Source organism: Candidatus Baltobacteraceae bacterium, from assembly GCA_036488875.1.
Taxonomy (GTDB): domain Bacteria; phylum Vulcanimicrobiota; class Vulcanimicrobiia; order Vulcanimicrobiales; family Vulcanimicrobiaceae; genus JAFAHZ01.
This window is the reverse complement of record DASXGW010000004.1, coordinates 186,868-207,205: the sequence shown is the minus strand read 5'-3', so window position 1 is coordinate 207,205 and position 20,338 is coordinate 186,868. Positions and strand designations below refer to the sequence as shown.

The window sequence follows — 20,338 nt, the reverse complement described above, 5'->3', positions numbered from 1 at the left end:
GTTTTCAGCCCGTCGTTGGGCCCTCACGGAATTTCTAAGGCTCTGCGTTGAGCCGACAAAGCGTCGAAGGTCGCCTTGATATCGGCGGCTTCGTCTGCCTGCGGCGCGTTGGGTGCTTGTAACGACGTTCCGACGCGTGCTAACAGATCGCCGATACGATTGCGCAGTGCCGTTGCGCCCCCGAGGTCCTCGACGTTGCGCGGCGCAGACGAGAGTTCGCTTGCGAAAGCTCGCAGCTTAGCGGCCTGTGACGGCGTCGCCGTTTTCAGACGGGCATCGATCTCGTTGAGCCACCTGTCGATCGCAGAGAACTCGCTAAAGAGCTCGCTCAAGAAGGCGTAGCGCTTTGCGTAACGATCGGTGCTGTCGCCGTCGCGCGGGTCGGCTAATACGACCAGCGACTGCTCGTACGCACGTCCGTCGACGTGCAGCCGAACGATATACGTTCCGGGCAGCGCCTCGGGGCCCGCATCCGGCCCCTGGTTTTCCTTGAAGGTTCCATACCATTTCACCGGACCGTCCTCGCCAATGTCCCAGCCGGTTCGGTTGATCCCAACGCGGTTCGGAACGGCATCGCCGCTGAGATGCCGGACGAGGCGCCCCCGCGCGTCGACGATCTCGATGGTGGGCCGGCGCGCGGCCGGTCTGGCTAAGTAGTAGCTAATCGATGCCGGATACTTCGGATTCTCTCCGACGAAAACGTTGTCGGGCAGCGTCAATCCGGTCGTCGCGGTGGTAAGTGCTCCGCAGCAAGGAAACGCGTTGACGGGCGATCCGTTAAACATGCGATAGGCATCGCGCGGCGCAAAGAGCGTCACCGCGGACGCTTCCGCTTTCGCGAGATCCCGTAAGGGCGCAACGTCGTCCAGGATCCAGACGCCGCGTCCGTGCGCCGCAACGACCAGGTCGCCGGTCTTCGGTTGGATTTCGAGATCGTAGATCGCGGTGGCAGGCATGTTGAGCCGCAGCGACCGCCAGTGCGCGCCGCGATCGAACGAAACCCAAACGCCGCGCTGCGAGCCGGCGTAAAGCAGATCGCGATTCTTCGGATCCTCGCGGACGACGCGCACGAATACGTTGCTCGGCAAGTCGCCCGAAATCGAGCGCCACGTCGCGGCGGAGTCGTCGGTCACGAAAACGTACGGGCGCTCGTCTCCAACCAAATGCCGATCGTACGCTGCATATGCCGTGGCAGTCGAGAAATGGCCCGGCGTGACGGTCGAAAACCGCCCCCAGGGTGCGACTCCGCGCGGCGTAACGTTGGTCCAATGCGTCCCGCCGTCGCGCGTGAGCTGCACTAAACCATCGTCGGTTCCAACCCATATCGCCGCGGGATCGAGCGACGTCGTTTCGATGTCGAGAATCGTATCCGACGTTTCGGCGCCGGAAATATCCAAATCGATGGGACCGCCGGAGGCTTGCTGATGCGATTTGTCGTTGCGCGTGAGGTCGGGGCTGATCGCCGTCCACGTCTGACCGCGATCCGGGCTTTCGAAAACGACGTTACCGCCGACGAGTACGCTCGGACGATCGGATACGGTAAATGCGAGCGGCGAATCCCAGTTAAAACGATATTTCAACGTGTGCGGCGCAGCCGAATTGGAGCGTGCGTACGGCGATAGCTCCGACGCTTGCTGCGTGCGCTCGTCGAAAAGGTACACTTGGCCCGTATCGCTGTTGGTCGTCGTGCTCCAGATCAAGTGACTGTCGGTCGGGTCCTCCAACGCCCACATACCGTCGCCCGGACCGACCGTGGACCAATCGCGGTTCAAAATGCCGATACCGTTGAACACTTCCGACCAGCCGCACCACGTATCGTCGTCCTGCAAACCGACGCACACACGATAGTTCGGCGCCGTATCGCCTAGACCGATATGATACGGCTGTGCGAAGGGAACGTCGTAGGGTTGCCACCAGTTCGCGCTGCCGTCACCCGACATGACGATGCCTTCATCGTTAGCGACGATCACGCGCCGGCCGTCGGGCGACCACCACGCTTGGTGGTAGTCCCAGCCGGCATTGGTCGCAATCGCGTGAAAGCTTTTCCCGCCGTCATCGCTGCGCGACAAGATCAGACCCACGTCGATTAGCCGATTGCGATCGCCGGGATCGACGAAGATGCGGCTAAAGTAGAACGACCGGTCGCCGACGTAGTGACTGTGCGGCATTTTGCTCCACGTCGATCCCCCGTCGTCGGAGCGCCACAGTTCCCCGGCGCGAGATTGAACGATCGCATAGATCCGTCCACCGGTTGCCGCGGCGAGCCCAATGCGGCCGGTAGGTGCGGGCGGCAAACCGTTGCGGCTCAACTTCCGCCACGTCGATCCCCCGTCGTCGGACCGATAGATGCCGCCGTTTAGTCCACCGCTGGTCAACATCCACGGCTGCCTGCGAAACTGGTAGACCCCCGCGAAAAGCGTGTTCGGCTTTCCCGGAACGCGCACGAGATCGGAGACGCCGCTCGACGCTCCCACGTACAGTGCATGCTGCCAATGCGCTCCCGCATCGTGCGTAACGTAAGCGCCGCGCGTCGTGCTGTCGGCAAACGCGTTGCCGAGCACGCCCACAACTACGGTATGCGGATCGCGCGGATCGATCGAAATGTTTGAAATCTGTCCCGCTCCGGCAAGCCCGGCGAAGTGCCACGTTTTGCCTCCGTCGGTCGTATGCCAGATTCCATCTCCCGGTTCGACGTCGTTGCGCGGATTGGACTCGCCGGTCCCGACCCATACGTCCGCGTCGTCGCGCGGCGAGATCGCGATCGCGCCGATCGGCGCTACACGTTCGCGATCGAACACCGGACGCCACGACGCGCCGCCGTCGACGCTCTTGAAGACGCCTCCGCCGGCCCCACCGGCATAATACAAGAGTGGATCGCGGTCGCTGCCGGAGACCGCGGTCGCTCGTCCGCCGGCGATTGCCGGCCCGATGGCGCGGTACTGGAGATTTCCGAACGCCGCAACGACGGCGGCAATTACGGCCAAGAGATAAGCTGCAAGTACGACCATAGGCCTCGGTTACCTTAGCGAATAATGCTCTCCTTCAATGCTCGAAATCGCCGAAGGCTCGATACGCGCACTGTATCTGTTCGACGTCGCCGATACGATCGATTTGGCGCAGATGACGGCGCTGGGCGGCGACAGCCGCGCTCCGGCCGAGCTGCCCTTGCGGCCACACACCTCACCGGCATATCTGCAGTTCCCGGTTCCCCCGCTCGTCGCCACGCTCGAACCCGCGCGCATTGGGGAGTTGGAGTGCGCGGTGCGATTGAAGGTCTACGATTACGGCGTGATGTCGCTGCGACTCTCGTTCGACTGCAGCGGCACGTGGAACGATCTGGTGGCGCTCGCCGAACGCGTGCGAACCGACGAGAAGATCGCGCGATTTGCCGAATCGGCGATGGCCCGTATCCGCGACGAGCATCCCCATGCCTTCGACGACCTCCACACTCCGCTCGTTGAGGACTATCACATTCTCGAAATCAATCGCTTCGTCGAAGCGGTCGATGCCGAAACGCTGCTCGACGAGCACGCACCGGCGCTGGTCAGCCTGCTGCTCGGGGAGCGTCACCGGCTATCGGCCTCGGAATCCGAAGAGTCGCTGCGAACCCGCTTTTCGTATTACGACGACGACTTGACGGTCGTGCAGTGGGACGCCGCCTTCGTCTACGACCGCCTGGAGAGCGGACGCGCGATCGAAGAGATTCTCGAGTTTGCCAACTCGCAACTCTTGGAGCTGCGTACTTACGACGCGCTGCTCGACCGCGAGCTGGACACGATTTACAAGCTAAAACCCGGCGGAGACGCGCGATCCTTACGCTATTTGATCGTCGACGTGCTCGAGCTCATCGACCGTTCGAGCAACGCGCTCAAAATCGTCGGCGACGCCTATTACGCGCGCATCTATCGCGCGGCCGCGGCGCGCTTGGGCCTCAACGATTGGCAGCGCCAGATCGATTCGAAGCTCGCCAGCGTCGGCGAGATGTACCGCTTTTTTACCGACGACGCGCGCAGCCGGCGCGACGTCTTCCTAGAGTGGATCGTGATCGCGCTTATCGCGGTGGAAATCGTCGTCGGCGTCGCAACCCTAATCCATCACTGAACGGCATAGGTTAGGTCGCTGCGCTCGCTACGTACTCATCGAGCTCGTTGAGAAACCTGCGTTTTGCTTCGTCGCCGATGAAGGACGCGTTGAACGAGTTTCGCGCCAAGGTCAACGTCTCGGCTGTCGTTAGCCGCAGCGCATCGTCGACTTTGGCGAAGTTGTCGCCAACGTAACCGCCGAAATAGGCGGGATCGTCGGAGTTACACGTCACCATCAAACCCGCTTCGAGCATCCGCTTGAGCGGATGCATCGAGAGCGAGGGAACGACGTGCAGCCGCACGTTGGACAAGGGGCAAACGGTTAACGGTATCTGTTCGCGCCGAAGGTACTCGACGAGATGAAGGTCTTCCATAGAGCGTATGCCGTGGTCGATGCGGTCCACTTCCAGCACCTGAATAGCATCCCAAACGTACTCGGGCGGTCCTTCTTCGCCGGCATGGCAGACGAGACGCAGACCCTCGGCTTTCGCGCGATGGAACACGGCGGCGAACTTGTTGGGCGGATTGCCCACTTCGGCCGAATCGAGGCCGATTGCGACGAAACGATCCTTGAACCGAAGTAAGCTCTGCAGCATCATTGCGGCCGATTCGGGGGTTTTGTCGCGCAAGAAGCACGGGATGAGCAGCGAGGTGACGCCCAAATCGCGCTCTCCGTCGCGCAGCGCCCGCCATATGCCGTCGACGACGGTGTTTAGCGCGACGCCGCGCGCGTTGTGTGCTTGGGGATCGAAGAAAATCTCGGCGTGCCGCACCCCTTGACTGCTCGCACGCTTCAAATACGCGGTGGTGAGCTCGTAGAAGTCGCGCTCGTCGCGAAGAACGGCCATGGCCTGATAGTACAGTTTGAGAAATGACGACAAATCGCTAAAACGGTACGCCGCGCGCAGCGCCTCGACGTTAGCATACTCGAGCTGTATCCCATGGCGCTCGGCGCACTCGAAGATCAGCTCGGGTTCGAACGTTCCCTCGATATGAACGTGCAACTCCGCCTTGGGTAACGTCACGACGTCGATCACGTGCCCCTCTTCCGCAGTATGCGGTAATCTCCATTACGAAGCGTGATGCCGCGCGCGTCGAGCCATTCGAGCAGCGGCACGGCGTATTTTCGTGAGGTTCCCAGCAGATCGCGAAACTCCGAGGCGGTCATCTTGCCGGTCCGCATCAAGAGCTGCTCGACGCGCGCCTGGATTTGCGCTATCTGCGACCCCCTATAGAGAAAGTCACCCACCTTTACCAACGCACCCCGCGCGAGCAGCGTGTCGAACGCCTTGGCCGCACCGGGAAGCTGGGCCTTTCGTACCACCGATGCAACTTCCTCGAACGGCGCGGGAACGAACGGTTGGCTCGGTTCGACGTTAACGAGCGTATCGAAGAACTCGCGCTGCTTGGGGGTAAGCGCCGGCGTGAAGTCGACCGCCGCGTAGTAACCCGCGCGGTTGGCGATTCTGCCTTCCTCGGCAAACGCCGACAACAACCGAACCGCGAGGGCTTCGGGCTTGTTCGTGGCGCGCGCGATCGTGATCGACGTCGCTCCCATCGCCCACGGCTCGGCGCGGTGCAGTTCGTCGAGATGGACGTTGACCGCGCCCAGATATTCGCGCGCGGCGCCCGCGTGCACGTACGCCACGGGACGTGCCACGCGAACCGCGTCGCCTCGCTCGACGAGCGCGTCGAGCGTCTTGGCGACGACCTCTTCGCGCAGGTTCGCCGCGACGGCAATGTCGCCGGGAAGGATCGGATCGGCTCCGGCCTTCGCAAGCACGTTGCTTACGGCGAGCTCCGCCGGCGCCGCGACACCGTCGCTCGGCGCGCTTGCATCGATTCCTTCGACGAATCCGCCACCCAGCAACGCGTGCGGTGAAAGGCGCCGTACCACGAATCGCACTCCGGGAAAGGCGACGACGGGCGTGCGCAACACTAAGCGCGCGCGCATCTCTTTGAGCTCCGGGCTCCCCTCGAGCAGCAGCGTTCCGAGAATCTCCGCCGAGCCGACGTACGCGTGCACGGGCGTGCGCCGCTGCAGCAGGCGCATCGTATCGGGCAGCGGCGTGAACCGCACGTCCAAGTTCGTTCGCCCGGAAAACTCACGCCCGACGCCGGCTTCTCCGCGCGCGATGTCGCGCCGGTCGACGGCGGGAACGTTCAGCGCGACGCGCGAGCCGGCTTCGACGACGTCGCGCTGCTTACCGAAGACGTGTAGACTGCGCACGCGCGCACCTTTTCCGCTCGGTGCAAACGTGACGGTATCGCCGGTGCGAATCCGTCCCTGCATCAGGGTGCCGGTCACGACCGTGCCGAGACCGGGCAACGCAAAGACGCGATCGACGGGAAGATAGAGCGGCGCTTCGGCGTCGCGCACCGGAAGCGACGCGAGCGTCTGCGCGAGCATCGAGCGAAGGTCGTCGAGGCCAGCGCCCGTGACACTCGAAACGCCGAGCATCGGCGCATCGCCGGCGATGGTTCCGCGAAGATCGTGCGCGATTGCCTCGCTCGCTGCGGCGAATTCGGAATCGGAAAGCAGATCGACCTTCGTCAACGCGACGACCGTACGGCGTACGTTGAGGTAACGTAAGACGTCAAGGTGCTCGCGCGTCTGCGGCTTCACGCCTTCGTTGGCGTCGATGACCAGCAGCAAGACGTCCATGCCGGCCGCGCCGGCAAGCATGTTGTGCAAGAAGCGCTCGTGACCTGGAACGTCGACGATACCGGCTTCGACTCCGCCGTCGAGAACGAGGTGCGCGAATCCCAAATCGAGCGTCATCCCGCGCAACCGTTCTTCCAGCCAACGGTCCGGATTCGTCCCGGTCAGCGCCGCGACGAGAGACGATTTACCGTGGTCGACGTGACCCGCCGTGCCCACAATATGCACGGCGCCCTCTTTCGAGGTTACGTCTGGGACTTCTGCTTGATTTTGTAGTCGGCGAGAATTTCGTTCGCGGCTCGGATTCCCGACTCGGCGCCGCCTTCCATGAAGCCCTGATTGTCGACCGAAGTATGCTCGCCGGCAAAGTGCACGCGTCCCTGCGGCGAGGCTTCGTGACCGGCGATCGTCGTGCACTGTCCCACCAGCCAGCACGCGTAGCTAGCAAGGATGTTGGGATCGGCCTGCGCGTTTCCGAAGGTTGCCTTACCGTTCCACGCAGGCGACACGCCAGGCCAAATGTCGTCGAGCTGCTCGAAGAACGCCTTGACGTGCCGGCGGACGGCGGGCGCGTTTTCGACGTAAGCGTACGGTTGCGGCGGCGTATCGAGCATTGCGGGCCCGGCGCCGGTGAACACTTCGATCAACCCGTCGCTTCCGGGTTGTTCCAACGAGAAATCCAGCGCGCTCTGCACGGGGAGCGTGGTCCAGATTTGTCCCGTCGTCGGATGCGGCCACGGATGACTCGGGCGCATCCACGCGCGACGATCGAACTGAAGATGGAGCTTCGTGTGGTAGCCGTAGCCGAGCTCGTCGATCGCCTTGCGTTTCGACGTGTCGAAACCGGCGCCGGACGTGTCGAGTCCGCGCAGCACGATAAACGGTAGCGTGAGGACGACGCGATCGGCATCGACGGACTCCGTTCCGCTTCCCGTGTCGAAACGCAGTTCGTACGTTCCGCCGGGTTTCGATCGCAGCGATTGCAGACGCCGGTTGAACGCGATGCTTCCCTCGGGCAGCGACGCCGCAATGGCTTCGGGAATCGCCTGGCTTCCCAAAGCCGAAATATACTTTTGATCGGAGTAGCCCAGCACGTTCATCTCGTGATTCTGCGTGTAACGGCGTTGCTGTCCGAGCTGAACGACCAGGTTGAGCGCGCTGAGCTCCTCGAACTCACGGCCGTACTCATTGCGGTACGCTTCCTTGATCAACCGTCCGAGTTGCGAATCGAGACCGCCGGGCACGTACTGCGCCACCCAGTCGTGCATGCTCATCGCATCGATTCGCCGCGCCTCCGGCGTCGCGGTAGCGTACGTGGTTGCGGGGTTGACTTTGTTCAACTGCTCTTGCAGCACCGGATAGATCCGGGCGAAATCGCGATCCGCGTCGGTCATGGAATAGTAGCGCCCGTCGAGATAGCACGTATCGCGCGCACCGTGCGGCCGGCCCTCGTACGTATTGAGCAGCGGCACGCCAAACCGCGCGGCAAGACGATGCATGTTGACGTGGAGCGAGTCGATCATCGCTCCGCACCACTCGGTATGCTGCCCTTGCGCCCAGTACTTGCGCTCGGAGTGCATGCGGCCGCCGACGCGCGTCGACGACTCGTAGACGATCGAATCGATGCCGGCATCGCGAAGCTGCCGGGCCGTGACGAGACCGGCGATGCCCGCGCCGACGATAACGACGCGTTCGCGTCCGCGAGCTTGCGACGATCCGCACGCCGTAAACTCCGGAATCAGTGCCGCCGCAGTTACCGCGTCGGCTGCTTGACGCAGAAAGTTTGCGCGCGAGTTGGTGTGACGCGCTGCAACCGATTGCAGCGCGCGCATCAATGGGGATCGCGCCATATTAGAGTTTCACGTTAATCGAGCCGAAGAGGTTGAACGGTTGGGTGGTCGACGATATGCCCACCTCGGTGACGTTGAAGAACGTCCCGTACGGATATTTCAGCTGGACCGGCGGATTTCTTACGAAGTTTCCGGCGGGCGGCAAGATGTTCGACGGCAAGCTGGAGTAGACGCACGTAACGGAGTTGTCCCACGCGTAACCGCGCTGGAAGCAGCTGCTATAGAGGTTGACGGCCTGCAACGTCAGGCTCACTTTGGGCGACACGTCGTAGCTGAGCTGCATGTTGAGCGCAAGCTGCGACGGCTCGCGAAGCGATCCTAGGTTGTCGAACTTGCCGGTGTACGGATCGGGAAGCATGATCGCGCCCTCGGTCGCCGTTCCCGGACAGGACATTCCCGGTGTCGCCGGAGTCCTCGACGGCGGCGCGGTACACGTTTGCGGCACGTAGCCGGGCCACGACAACGGCGAACCGTACGACGTTCCGTCGGAATATCGCAGCGACGGAGTCACCGCGAACTTGCCGTGCCGGTAGTTCAGAATCAGCGACGCGACGTTGGGAACGTTATACCCGTTGGCACCGTTGAACGGCGTCGGTATGACGTCGTAGGGCTCGTACCAGCCGTTCGGATCGAGCAGCGGCTGCAGCCCAAGATGATAGTACGGATTGGGAACCTTCACCGTGCAGCCCTTCCCGCACGCGTTCGTAAAGATCGATTGCGCGTTGCCGGCGTCCACGCCGCCGCCGCAGGCTTGCCAGTTCGGGGACCGCGCGGTGACGCTCGCGCACGCCGACGTGTACGAGTTGTACAGCGCGATTTGCGAGTTGAGCCCGCCGATGACGCTTTGTCCGTTGATCGGGCTGAACTTGATGCGATCGGCCGTATACGTGTAGGAGAGTTGCCCCGAGAGTCCGTCGCGCGCGAAGTCGCCGTACTGTAAGGACAGTTCGGCGCCGTACGACTCTTGGTTGCCGACGTTGAGGCCGGCCAGCGTTCCCTCGACGGGATCGATTGCCAGGAACTGGAGCTGATTGCGCGTGTCGCGATAGAACGGCGTGATTTTGTACGAGAACTTCGTGCCGTGGAGATGCTGCTCGAGCGAAAGGTCGTAGTTATTCGAAGTGTCCGGATAGATTTGATGGTCGGGCGTGTGGTAGCCGTAGGCATAAAACTGCGCGATGAACGACGCGAGGTTCTGCTGGTACGTGTTGTACTCGTAATACGACGAACCTTCGGCGCGCGCGTACTTGCCGTACGAACCGCGCAGCACGGTATCCTGGTTGATCGTGTACGTAAAAGAGGCTCGAGGCTGAAACACGTTGGAAACGAAGAAGTTCGAGCCCGAGTTGTACAGCCCGTTACCGGGCTGCGTCAGGGGCGTGGTTCCGGCGGGGCAGGCGCCGAAGCCGCTGCCGTTCCACGTCCACACCGGATACGAGCCCACCGCGCCGCAGTGCTCTCGATTGTACGCGCTAAACCAGAACTGCCGCGCGGGATAACCGCTGGCGAGGTCGTTCGTAACATACGCGAAGTGATCGAGCCGAGCGCCGACGTTAACGACTAATCGATCGTTGGGCTGCCACAAATCGGTGAGCGAATACGACGTAAAATACGGCTGCACGTCGTCGACCTGCGCGCTTTGACCGTTTTCGGTCATGATCCAGTGTGCGTGAGCCCGCGCCGCTGCCGAGCCCGCGCACGAGCCGCCCGTCACGCAGTTTCCGGGCTCGAGATTGAACGAACCGCCGAAGCCCGGATAGCAGCCGCCGCTGCTTTGATCGTAGCCGGTCAACAGACAACCGCCCTGGCTGTGCGCGTCGAAGCAGCTCCACGGCGCGCCCGTAGCATAGTTGTAACACCGTCCGTTGCTTCCGACGTAGTTCGATAGGATGGAACCCAATCCGGTCGGCAGCAGGCTGTTCGTCGCAGGATCGGTTGACGAAAAGGTCGCGTTGTACGTTTGGAGTTTTTGTGACGTAAACGTCGTTTGCGCGGTGAGGAGATTTCTCGCCGAAAGCTGATTGGAATACATAAGGCCGGCACCGTAGCCGTGCTCGAGCACCTCGTAATCGGGAAGGTCCGACCCGAACGGCAGCTCGGCAGCGTCGGCGCCGCTGATGAACCAGTCACTGTACGCCGAGTACCCGAGGAACCGTAAGTAGGAGCTCGGATTGAAGTTCTTCTGGTACTGGAACTTTTCTATTGCGTAGTCGTTCCAGTTGCCGTCGCGCAAATTCACCGGCACCGGGCTACCCGGTGCTCTGCCGGTCTGGCTGCTCGGCAGCAGTTGAATCGTCACGTCGTTCGGGTTGGGCGTCTGCATGAGCGCGCCGTTGTAAATATACGAGTCGAGATACGGAAATGGATAGCCTAGACACGTGTAACGGCAGCTGCCCGCCTTCGGCGTATAGTTCATCTCTTGCTGCGAGCTCAAATACTGCGAATGGATCCCCCCGACGATGTACAGCAATTGGATGTCGTCGCGCAGCGGCGAGTTTTTGTGCGGTATACCGAGGTGAAGGTTCGCGATACTTTCGCGATCGGCGTTGTAGCCTTGGGCGTACGAGTAGCCCGGCGAGAATAGGGCGCCGTAGTTCGGAGCTTTCCCGGCGCTCCCGTCGAGGATGTAGTATTCGGCGTTATTCGACGGCACCCACAACGGATAGAAGTAGAGCGGTTCGCCGGCGCCGTTGAACTGATCGCCGTAGCGGAAGGTTTGATTCGTGCCCGAAAAACCGACGTAGTACGAAAAGAGCCGGTCGGGCGTCGCGCCGCCGGCTTCGACCATCGCTTCGTGATAGAACGACGGCGTACCGGCACCGAGCTCGCCGTCGGCGTATCCCGGATACGTGCCCGTCTTCAAGACTTGATTGATGTAGCCCGCCAGGCCCGACGAGTTCGACGTTGCGGGCGTTCCGCCGGTATAGACCTGCACTTCCTGACTGCCCAGCGTGCTGAGCGTACCGATGGGCGCGAGATCCGATTGGCGCGTCAACTGCAAACCGTCGAGCTCGTACGCCACTTGGTCGACGTCGCCGCCGCGAATCGAGAGGCCTTGATACCATCCTTGCTGATTCGAGGGCATATTGACGCCGGGCGCGCTTGCAATCGCGCCGTACGCTTGCGTCATCGAACCGGACCCCGCGAGCGTTTGCGACGCTTTCTGACCGCTGGGTCCAACCGAATACAAATCGCTGGTAACGCCGGCGTGCACGAGGCTTTGCGCGGATCGCGACGTCGTGTGCGCAATCGTTTTGAGCGCCTTGGGCAGTGAGATGTTGACGGTTTGGGATTGATCGGCGTAAACGACGACGCCTGGATACGATATGGGTTCGTAGCCGGTCTTCGTCGTACTCACCGCATAGGTGTCGGGTATCAGGGAGATCAGCGAAAAGTTCCCGCCGGCGTCGGTAACCGCCGTCGCAGTTTGCGACGGCGAAACGGCCGTCACCGCGACTCCGGCTACTGGGGCTGCGGTCGAGGCGTCGACGATATGCCCGTGCAGCGAGCCCGTCGTTCCCGGCCAGGCAGTCAGCGGCAGCGAAAAGAGCCCGAGCGCTGCCAGAGCCGATAGCAGTCTGCGCATCTTCGTGAAGTACGGCTCGTTTGCCGTCGCCCCTATGGAGATGCCGGACAAATTCCCCAATGGGGTCTGTCCGTGCCCTACAAAATACCCGATCCGCCCTCGAATTCGACAAGTTTCGCGAGCAACTGCAGTTCGAAGCGCTCGTCGGCACCGTCGAAACGCCGCCCGAGCACGTCGGACGCTCGGTTCAGCCGATATCGCAGGGTATTGGTGTGGATCCCAAGCGCGTCGGCAGTCTCTTTCATGGCAAAGCCGTTGCGCGCCAGGGCCAGCACCGCGTCGGCGAGGTTCCTTCCGCCGCGTTGACGCAGCAACGGCGCCAGCGAGTCATCGATGAACGTCCGCCGCGCTTCGGTATCGCCCCCGATAACGCGCGGCACTAAGACGTCGTCGAACGAACAGACGCGCGGCCGCTTTCGATAGCGCAGCAGCGAAAGCGCCTGCCGGTAACCCGTGCGAACGCCCTCGACGCCGCGCTGTACGCGTCCGGCGACGAGCGTGACTTCGGGGTCGAGCACGCTCGCGAGTGCGTCGATATCGACTTGCGCGGGAATCAAGAACGGCACGCGATCGAGAACGACCGAAACGAGCTGATCGGCGCCGTATCTGCGCAACGCTTCGCGAACGCGCGAGGCGACGCGGTCGCGCCGCAAGAATCCCTCGCGCCCGAGCGGCATCTCTTCGGGTAGAACGGCGATCGCCGGACGATACGATTTTTCCGGATCGAATCCCAGCAGCCGCACGCGCTCGAGCGCGGCCGGCGTCAACTCGCCTTCGGATTCGAGCAGCGAAAGAATCGACGCATACCCGAGCGACGCTTCGAGCGACGCGAGCTCGCGCTGGTGCGCGATGTGAATGGCCGCGACGAGCGCGGCGTATTCGGCGGCGCGGTGATCGAGCTCCGAAAGCGGCTGGTCGCCTTCAACGATCCAGACGGCGCCTACGAACTCCGCACCCAGCCGTATCGGGCACGCCAACCGCGCGACCAATCCGATTTGCGGCATCGCCGGAACGCGAATCGGCTTTTCACTCGAACGCAGGCGTCGATCGAGCCCCGACGCCTGCAGCACTTCGAGCATCTTGGGCGGCGTCTGCGCGTTTTCGAGCGTCTCTCGCCGAATTGGATCGGCGCGCTCGTCGATCGTGCAGCTCGCAAGCAGCTTTCCATGCGGATCTTCAAACGTCACCGATCGGCCGATCAGCGGCCCGAGCGTGCGCGCCAAATCGTCGAGCGTCGCTTCGCGCGACGCGGCGTGCATCAACGCACGGTGGATCTGTTCCGAACGCTCGATCACGCGATACGGCTCGGCCATGATCGCACGGTGCAGCTCTTCGGTTATGCGCGCGAACGGAATATCGAACGGAATCTCGACCAGCGGCAGAAACGCGCGATCGGCGGCCTCGCGCTCGGCTTTGGAAAACTCCGGAACGTACCGGCCCACCGCCAATCCAACGCCGGCCACGCCCCGCACGGCAAGCGCCTCGATCAGCTCGCGCTGGGCGGCGGCGTCCTTCGGCCAGCTGTAGCCGGTCGTCAAAAGGAAGTAGCCCTCGGGCACCCACGGCGCCGGATCGGGCATGTCGACCACGTGGGACCACATGACGGGGCGATCGAGGCCCGCCTCCCCGGCCACCAAACGGCTGCCTTGGAGGACACGCAGGCGCAGCACGTCGCGCACGGTCAGCGGCGTGGCTTTTTTGGACTCTTCCTCCAAAAAGGGCGGTAAAATTGTGCCGGACATACCTGGCATCGACCTGTGCCCACCGCTTACACTCGAAACAGAGCACTTCCTTGCCTATGGATACGATCAGCAAGCAGAACGTCATTGGCCGGCGCTCCGCCGCGGTTCCCCGCGGGGTCTCGGTCGCCCATCCCGTCGTCGTCGAGCGCGGCGCCGGCGCCCGCATTTGGGACGATCAGGGCCGATCCTACCTCGATTTCGTGGGCGGCATCGGGACGCTCAACCTCGGCCACGCGCATCCAAAAATCGCCGAGGCGATCGCCGAGCAAGCCAAACGCCTGACGCACACCTGCTTCCAGGTCGCGACGTACGAGTCGTACGTGGCGGTCGCCGAAGCGCTCAACCGCCGCGCGCCGGGAACGTCGGCGAAGAAAACGCTTTTGCTTTCGACCGGCGCGGAAGCGACCGAGAACGCAATCAAGATCGCGCGCGAGTACACGCGGCGACCGGCGGTGATCGCGTTCGCCCACGGCTATCACGGCAGAACGCTGCTCGCGCTATCGATGACCGGCAAGAACGCACCGTACAAACAGCACTTTGGGCCGTTCTGCACCGAGGTCTATCACGCGCCGTTTCCGTACGAGCATCACGGCATCACGAGCGAGCGCGCGATCGAAGCGCTCGAAGAGATTTTCGAAAGCACCGTCGCTCCCGATCGCGTCGCCGCGATCATCGTCGAGCCGGTGCTGGGCGAAGGCGGATTCGTGCCGGCGCCCGCGCAGTTCTTGCGCAATCTGCGCGCGTTGACGATCGCACACGGCATCGTGCTGGTTGCCGACGAGATTCAAACCGGATTCGGACGCACCGGAAAGTTCTTTGCGTGCGAACATTACGGCATCGAACCCGATCTCGTTACCGTCGCCAAATCGCTTGCCGGAGGATTGCCGCTCGCAGGCGTGACCGGCAAAGCCGAAATCATGGACGCGCCCGCCCCGGGCGGTCTGGGCGGAACGTTTGCGGGCAATCCGGTTGCATGCGCCGCCGCGCTCGCGACCTTCGAGTTGATGGACGAAGCGTTCTTGGCACGCGCGCGAGAGATCGGTGCTCGCCTGACCGTCGAGCTGCGCTCGCTGCAGTCGCGTTTTCCGCAGATCGAAGACGTGCGCGGCTTGGGCGCGATGGTCGCCATGGAGCTGTCGACGGGTGCCGAGCAGATCGTCGACGCGGCGCGCGAACGCGGCCTCTTGCTGCTGCTCGCCGGCAAACGCAACGTCGTACGCATCTTGGTACCGCTCGTTATCGACGACGCCGATCTCGACGAAGCGCTGCGCATATTCTCAGACAGCGTGGAGCACGTGTTGAAATAAATGGACGAACGACAACGTAAGGTTTACGATTACACGCAGACCGTTTTAGACCTCATCGACACGCGGCAGATCACGCCGGCCGATGCCAAGTGGATCACGCAAGAAACGGTCGAAGCGTTTCGCAATCACGTCAACCCCGGATTTCTCGAGTACCGTAAGGCGACCAACGTTGAAGGCGCCGAAGCGGTCGTCGAGTGGTCCGACGCCGGGCCGAACTCCTACCGCGACGTAAGCGGGCGCGAGTACCTCGACTGCCTGGGAGGCTTCGGCATCTTCAACGTCGGCCACCGCCATCCGAAGGTCGTTAAGGCAGTGATGGATCAGCTGCGACGTCAGCCGCTGCACAGCCAAGACTTGCTCGATCCGCTGCGCGCGATGTTGGCAAAGACGCTGGCAATGCTCTGCCCGCCGGGTTTGGACTTCGCGTTCTTCTGCAATAGCGGAACCGAGGCGGTCGAAGGCGCCCTCAAGCTGGCGCGTTCGTACGATCCCTCCAAGCAAACGATCGTCGCCGCAACCAAGGGTTTTCACGGCAAGAGTTACGGTTCGCTCTCGGCCAGCGCGAAGGCGGAGTTCCGGCGCCCGTTCGGACCGATGCTGCCGAACATCGAGCACGTTCCGTTCAACGATTTGCTCGCGCTGCGCGACATGATGACGTCGTGCAAAGCCGTCGGCGAAGACGTCGGAGCGGTGCTGCTCGAGCCGATCCAAGGCGAGGGCGGCGTTAACCTTCCCTCCGACGACTATCTGCCGGGCGTGCGCGAGTTGTGCAACGAGTTCGGCGCGCTGCTCATTCTGGACGAAGTGCAAACCGGCATGGGGCGCACCGGGAAAATGTTCTGCTGCGAACACTACGGCGTGTCGCCCGATCTCATGTGCCTGGCCAAAGCCTTCGGCGGCGGCGTCATGCCGGCGGGCGCGGTGGTGGGACGGCGCGACATCTTCTCGCGCCTGTTCGACAACCCGTTCCTGCACACGTCGACGTTCGGCGGCAACCCGCTCGCCTGCGCCGCAGCGCTGGCAACGATCAACGTCCTGATCGAAGAGGCCCTCCCCGCGCGTGCCGCCGCAATGGGCGACCGCATGCTCGCCGGCATCCGCCGAGGCATCGCCGGGCACGACGACCTCGTCGTCGACGTACGCGGAAAGGGGCTGTTGATGGCCATTGAGTTCTGCAGCAACGAGATCGGCTTCGAGTTCGGCAAACGCATGCTCGACCGCGGCGTGCTGGTCTCCGGCACGCTCGTAAACGCGCTCACGATCCGCATCGAGCCTCCGCTGACCATTGCGGAGGAACAAGCCGACTACGTGTGCCAAGCCATCGCCGACAGCCTCAATTCCATGAAACCACTTCCCGCGGGAGCGTAACTCGATGGAAACGATACAACGAGTCAGCAGCGAAGAAATTCTGCGCGGGCTGCCGCGCTCCGGAAACGTCATCCCGATGTACGTCGACGGTCGCTGGAAGCTCGCGGCCCAAGACGGCACGCGCGACTTGATCAATCCCGCGAACGGCGAAACGATCGCGACCGTCGCCGAGGGCACGGAGCGCGACGCCGAAGAGGCGATTCGCGCCGCCCGCAAAGCGTTCGACGAGGGTCCGTGGGGATCGCTTACCGCCGCCGACCGCGCGGCGCTGCTCTTGCGCGTCGCCGACCGCATCGACGCTTTGCGCGACGAGTTCACGCGCATCGACACGCTCAACAACGGCAAGCCGCTGCGCGAAGCCGAGTACGACGTCATCGACGCCGCCAACTGCTTCCGCTATTACGCCGGCATTGCCACGAAGCCGCACGGGCAAACCTTCGACGTGCCCGCGCCGTCGCAGTCGTTTACCGTGCGCGAGCCGATCGGCGTTTGCGGACAGATCGTGCCGTGGAACTACCCGCTGCTCATGGCGGTGTGGAAGCTCGCGCCGGCTCTCGCGGCCGGCAACGTGTGCATTCTCAAGCCCGCCGAGCTCACGCCGCTTTCAACGCTCCGTTTAGCGGCGATCTTCGAAGAACTCGAGTTTCCGGCCGGCGTCGTCAACATCGTTCTCGGTGCCGGCGCGACGGTCGGCCACGCGCTCGCCGCCAGCACGCAAGTCGATAAGATCGCGTTTACCGGCGGAACAAAAACCGGTCGCAGCATCATGCAAGCCGCCACGTCGAACCTCAAGAAAATCTCGCTCGAGCTCGGCGGCAAATCGCCCAACGTCGTCTTCGCCGACGCCGACTTCGATACGGCCGTCGATTACGCGCTCTTCGGCATCTTCGCCAACTCCGGCCAGGTCTGTTCGGCCGGATCGCGCTTGATCGTCGAACGGTCGATTCACGACAAGCTGATCGATCGCGTGGTCGAGCGCGCGCGCAAGATTCGGGTCGGCGACGGTTTCGATCCGAACAGCGAAATGGGCCCGATTATTTCACCCGTGCATCGCGAACGCGTCGAGAGCTACATTACGACCGGCCGCGAAGAAGGCGCGAAGCTGTTGTGCGGCGGCGAGCGTCTCGGCGGACCGCTTGCAAACGGCAACTTCATCGCCCCCACCATTTTCGACAACACGAAACGCGACATGCGCATCGTTCAAGAGGAAATCTTCGGACCGGTGCTGGTGGTGCAGACGTTCGAAGACGAAGCCGACGCGATTCGTCTGGCTAACGATACGGTCTACGGACTGGCCGGCGCCGTCTTTACCCAAGACGTCGGCAAAGCGCACCGCGTGATCCGCAAGATGCGCGCCGGCATCACGTGGATCAATACGTATCATCCGACGTACAACGAAGCGCCGTGGGGCGGCTACAAGCAGTCCGGCATCGGGCGCGAGCTCGGCACGTACGGCTACGACGCGTACACGGAGGTCAAGCAGATCAACGTGAACCTCGACGTCGTCCCCTCCGGGTGGTTTAGCGAGTAAGTCCGCCTTACCGGATCCTCACTCCATGAGCTTCATCGTAAAATAGGTCCACTCGAGCGCGCTCGTCGTCGCGTCCTGCTTGGGGTTGGCGCCGGCGCCGTGGCCGCCTTGCGTCACTTCAAAGAACAGATACGGCACGTCCATTGCAGCAAGCTTAGCGGCAAATTTGCGGGCATGCTGAGGACCCACACGATCGTCCTTGGTCGTCGTCCAAATAAACGGTTCGGGATAGGCGACACCGGCTTTGAGGTTCGCATACGGCGAACGCGCTTCCCAAAACGCCTTGACCGCCGGATCGGAGATGCTGCCGTATTCACCGACCCACGACGCGCCCGCGTCGATTTTTTCGATCCTTAGCATATCGAGCAAAGGCACTTGGATGTCGACGGCGTTGAACTCGCTCGGATGCTGCGTGAACTCGACGCCCATGAGCAGTCCTCCATTGGATCCACCCTGGATGCCGAGCCGCCTGGGTGAGGTGATCTTGCGCGCGATCAGATCCTGCGCGACCGAATAGAAATCATCGTAGACGATCTGGCGGTGCGTCTTTAGTCCGGCATCGTGCCACGCCGGACCGAACTCGCCGCCGCCGCGAATGTTGGCGACGACGTAGACACCGCCGCGCTCGAGCCACGCCTTGCCGACGGTGCCCGAATATGACGGCCAGAGCGGCACTTGAAAGCCGCCGTAGCCGTATAACACCGTCGGGTTGCGTCCGTCGAGCTTCATGATCTTGGGATGCACGATAAAATACGGAATCTTCGTGCCGTCGGTCGACGTGGCTTCGTACTGGTCGACGGTGTCGTTTGACGCGTCGAACTCCGCAGGCAGCGCTTTGACCTTAGCGAGGGCACCGGTATCGGCGTTCACGGACCATAGCGTGGTCGGCGTGAGGTAGCCCGTCACCGCAATATAGGCACGGTTGTCGTGCAGATTCGTATCGGCGAGGTAAACCGTGGATTTATCGGGGAGGACTAGCTGCGTGACTTGCCAACCGGTTGCGCCCTGCGGCGTAAAAACGAACGCGTGGCCGCGGACGTTCTGGTAGATCGACAGGATCATCTTCGATCGCGTGATCGCGACGGAATCGATCGCTTCACGAGGCCCGGCGGCGCGCACGAGCGTCGGATGCAGGTGGGCCGGATCGCGCTTGAACTGCGCGTACGCAAGAGCAACGACCGCGCCCTCGGGAAAGGTTTTCCCGCCGGCAGTCCACGGCTCGTTGAGCGACACGACGATCCGTCCGTCGACCATGCCGTCGATGCTCGATTTCAGCGGCAAACCGGTGAGGACTGCCTTGTTACCGTTGTAGAGATACGTCTGGGTGTGGAAGAAGTCGACGCCTCGAGTGATCAGGGTGAGCCGATCTCCTCGCGCGTCGTAGAGCTGGGAGGCGGAATCGGAGACGTCGGTCGGCTTGCCGCGGAAGATCTCGAGCGCACTGGATAACGGCCGTCCCCGGCGCAACAATTTCACGACGTACGGGTAGCCCGATTTCGTCAGCTGTCCGGGCGTCCACTCGCGTGCGACCGCAATGGTGTCGTCGTCGAACCACGACACGTCTTGCTTCCCGCGCGCAAGCATGAAGCCGCCTTGACGGAACGAGTCCGTGCGAAGGTCGAACTCGCGAACCGTGTCGGCGTCCTCGCCACCGTTTGAGAGCTGCAACAAGCAGTCATACTCTTTGGGCCAGTTACAGTCGGCGCCGTGATTGACCCAGGTTTTGTTGTCCGCTTTGCTTAGCGCGTCGAGATCGAGCACGGTCGTCCAGCGAGGCGTATCGCTCGCGTAATCGGCGAACGTCGTTCGGCGCCAAATGCCCTGTTGATGCGTCGCGTCGGTCCAGAAGTTGTACACGGCACCGTCGAGCACGGACGGATATGGAATGCGCCCCTTCGCGGTAATGACGGAATAGGCGTCGTTATACAGCAGCGCGTAGTGCGGATCGCTCTGAAGAACCGGCAGCGTGCGCGCATTCTGCTGATTCACCCATTGCATTGCGCGTGCGCCGGTCTGCTCCTCGAGCCAAAGAAACGGGTCGGGGCCGTCCTGCGCCGCAGGCGAGGCTTTGGCAACCGTCGTTTGTGCTGCGTCTGCCGACTGCGCGCGCACCGGCTCGGCAACGCTCGCGCAAAGAGCGGCAGCGCTCAACAGCGCGATCGCGCTCAGCGCTCGAAAAGTACGATACAACGGACGTCTCCTTTGCCAAG

11 protein-coding genes are annotated in these 20,338 nt (G+C 62.7%); 4 read left to right on the top strand and 7 right to left on the bottom strand.

Annotated elements, in window-relative coordinates:
• Window positions 1-23: 23 nt before the first annotated feature.
• Window positions 24-3,008 carry a hypothetical protein gene (locus VGG89_06510; GenBank protein HEY1976174.1) on the bottom strand — a complete coding sequence of 995 codons (2,985 nt, stop codon included), beginning with the start codon at window positions 3,006-3,008 and terminating at the stop codon, window positions 24-26.
• A 37-nt stretch (window positions 3,009-3,045) separates the two neighbouring features.
• Here VGG89_06510 and VGG89_06505 point away from each other — a divergent pair, with 37 nt between their 5' ends.
• Window positions 3,046-4,101, top strand: a complete 1,056-nt coding sequence (locus tag VGG89_06505; GenBank protein HEY1976173.1) for a hypothetical protein — start codon at window positions 3,046-3,048, stop codon at window positions 4,099-4,101.
• Between the two features lie 10 nt (window positions 4,102-4,111).
• Here the strand turns inward: VGG89_06505 and VGG89_06500 are convergent, their stop codons facing one another.
• The 5 genes from VGG89_06500 to VGG89_06480 form a co-directional block, all read right to left on the bottom strand.
• Window positions 4,112-5,119 carry an adenosine deaminase gene (locus VGG89_06500; GenBank protein ID HEY1976172.1) on the bottom strand — a complete coding sequence of 336 codons (1,008 nt, stop codon included), beginning with the start codon at window positions 5,117-5,119 and terminating at the stop codon, window positions 4,112-4,114.
• Window positions 5,116-6,972 carry a selenocysteine-specific translation elongation factor gene (gene selB / locus VGG89_06495; GenBank protein HEY1976171.1) on the bottom strand — a complete coding sequence of 619 codons (1,857 nt, stop codon included), beginning with the start codon at window positions 6,970-6,972 and terminating at the stop codon, window positions 5,116-5,118. Before selB ends, VGG89_06500 begins: the two co-directional genes overlap by 4 nt.
• A 17-nt stretch (window positions 6,973-6,989) precedes the next feature.
• The gene (locus VGG89_06490; protein HEY1976170.1) at window positions 6,990-8,594 is read right to left on the bottom strand and encodes an NAD(P)/FAD-dependent oxidoreductase; all 1,605 of its coding nucleotides are present in this window, start codon (window positions 8,592-8,594) and stop codon (window positions 6,990-6,992) included.
• Window position 8,595: 1 nt separating this feature from the next.
• On the bottom strand, window positions 8,596-12,180 hold the full coding sequence (locus VGG89_06485; protein HEY1976169.1) for a TonB-dependent receptor: 3,585 nt from the start codon (window positions 12,178-12,180) through the stop codon (window positions 8,596-8,598).
• A gap of 77 nt (window positions 12,181-12,257) precedes the next feature.
• Window positions 12,258-13,922 (bottom strand): PucR family transcriptional regulator ligand-binding domain-containing protein, encoded by a 1,665-nt coding sequence (locus tag VGG89_06480; GenBank protein HEY1976168.1) that lies wholly within the window; start codon window positions 13,920-13,922, stop codon window positions 12,258-12,260.
• A gap of 56 nt (window positions 13,923-13,978) precedes the next feature.
• Between VGG89_06480 and gabT the strand changes: the two genes are divergently transcribed.
• Genes gabT through VGG89_06465 form a run of 3 tightly spaced genes read left to right on the top strand, consistent with a single transcriptional unit; the run spans window position 13,979 to window position 18,128 of the window.
• Complete coding sequence (gene gabT / locus VGG89_06475; GenBank protein ID HEY1976167.1) at window positions 13,979-15,229, top strand: 4-aminobutyrate--2-oxoglutarate transaminase; 1,251 nt, start codon at window positions 13,979-13,981, stop codon at window positions 15,227-15,229.
• The gene (locus tag VGG89_06470) at window positions 15,230-16,597 is read left to right on the top strand and encodes a putrescine aminotransferase (protein HEY1976166.1); all 1,368 of its coding nucleotides are present in this window, start codon (window positions 15,230-15,232) and stop codon (window positions 16,595-16,597) included.
• Between the two features lie 4 nt (window positions 16,598-16,601).
• Entirely contained in the window at window positions 16,602-18,128 is a 1,527-nt protein-coding gene (locus VGG89_06465) for an aldehyde dehydrogenase family protein (protein HEY1976165.1), read from the top strand.
• A gap of 18 nt (window positions 18,129-18,146) precedes the next feature.
• On the opposite strand, the gene VGG89_06460 is transcribed toward VGG89_06465, so the two are convergent.
• Complete coding sequence (locus VGG89_06460) at window positions 18,147-20,318, bottom strand: prolyl oligopeptidase family serine peptidase (GenBank protein HEY1976164.1); 2,172 nt, start codon at window positions 20,316-20,318, stop codon at window positions 18,147-18,149.
• Window positions 20,319-20,338 lie beyond the last annotated feature (20 nt).

Bases quoted from the DNA above. Each gene is read 5' to 3' on its own strand.
- VGG89_06490 (HEY1976170.1), bottom strand. From the start codon at position 8,594: ATGGCGCGATCCCCATTGATGCGCGCGCTGCAATCGGTTGCAGCGCGT.
- VGG89_06505 (HEY1976173.1), top strand. From the start codon at position 3,046: ATGCTCGAAATCGCCGAAGGCTCGATACGCGCACTGTATCTGTTCGAC.
- VGG89_06465 (HEY1976165.1), top strand. From the start codon at position 16,602: ATGGAAACGATACAACGAGTCAGCAGCGAAGAAATTCTGCGCGGGCTG.
- VGG89_06485 (HEY1976169.1), bottom strand. From the start codon at position 12,180: ATGCGCAGACTGCTATCGGCTCTGGCAGCGCTCGGGCTCTTTTCGCTG.
- gabT (HEY1976167.1), top strand. From the start codon at position 13,979: ATGGATACGATCAGCAAGCAGAACGTCATTGGCCGGCGCTCCGCCGCG.
- VGG89_06480 (HEY1976168.1), bottom strand. From the start codon at position 13,922: ATGTCCGGCACAATTTTACCGCCCTTTTTGGAGGAAGAGTCCAAAAAA.
- VGG89_06470 (HEY1976166.1), top strand. From the start codon at position 15,230: ATGGACGAACGACAACGTAAGGTTTACGATTACACGCAGACCGTTTTA.
- VGG89_06510 (HEY1976174.1), bottom strand. From the start codon at position 3,008: ATGGTCGTACTTGCAGCTTATCTCTTGGCCGTAATTGCCGCCGTCGTT.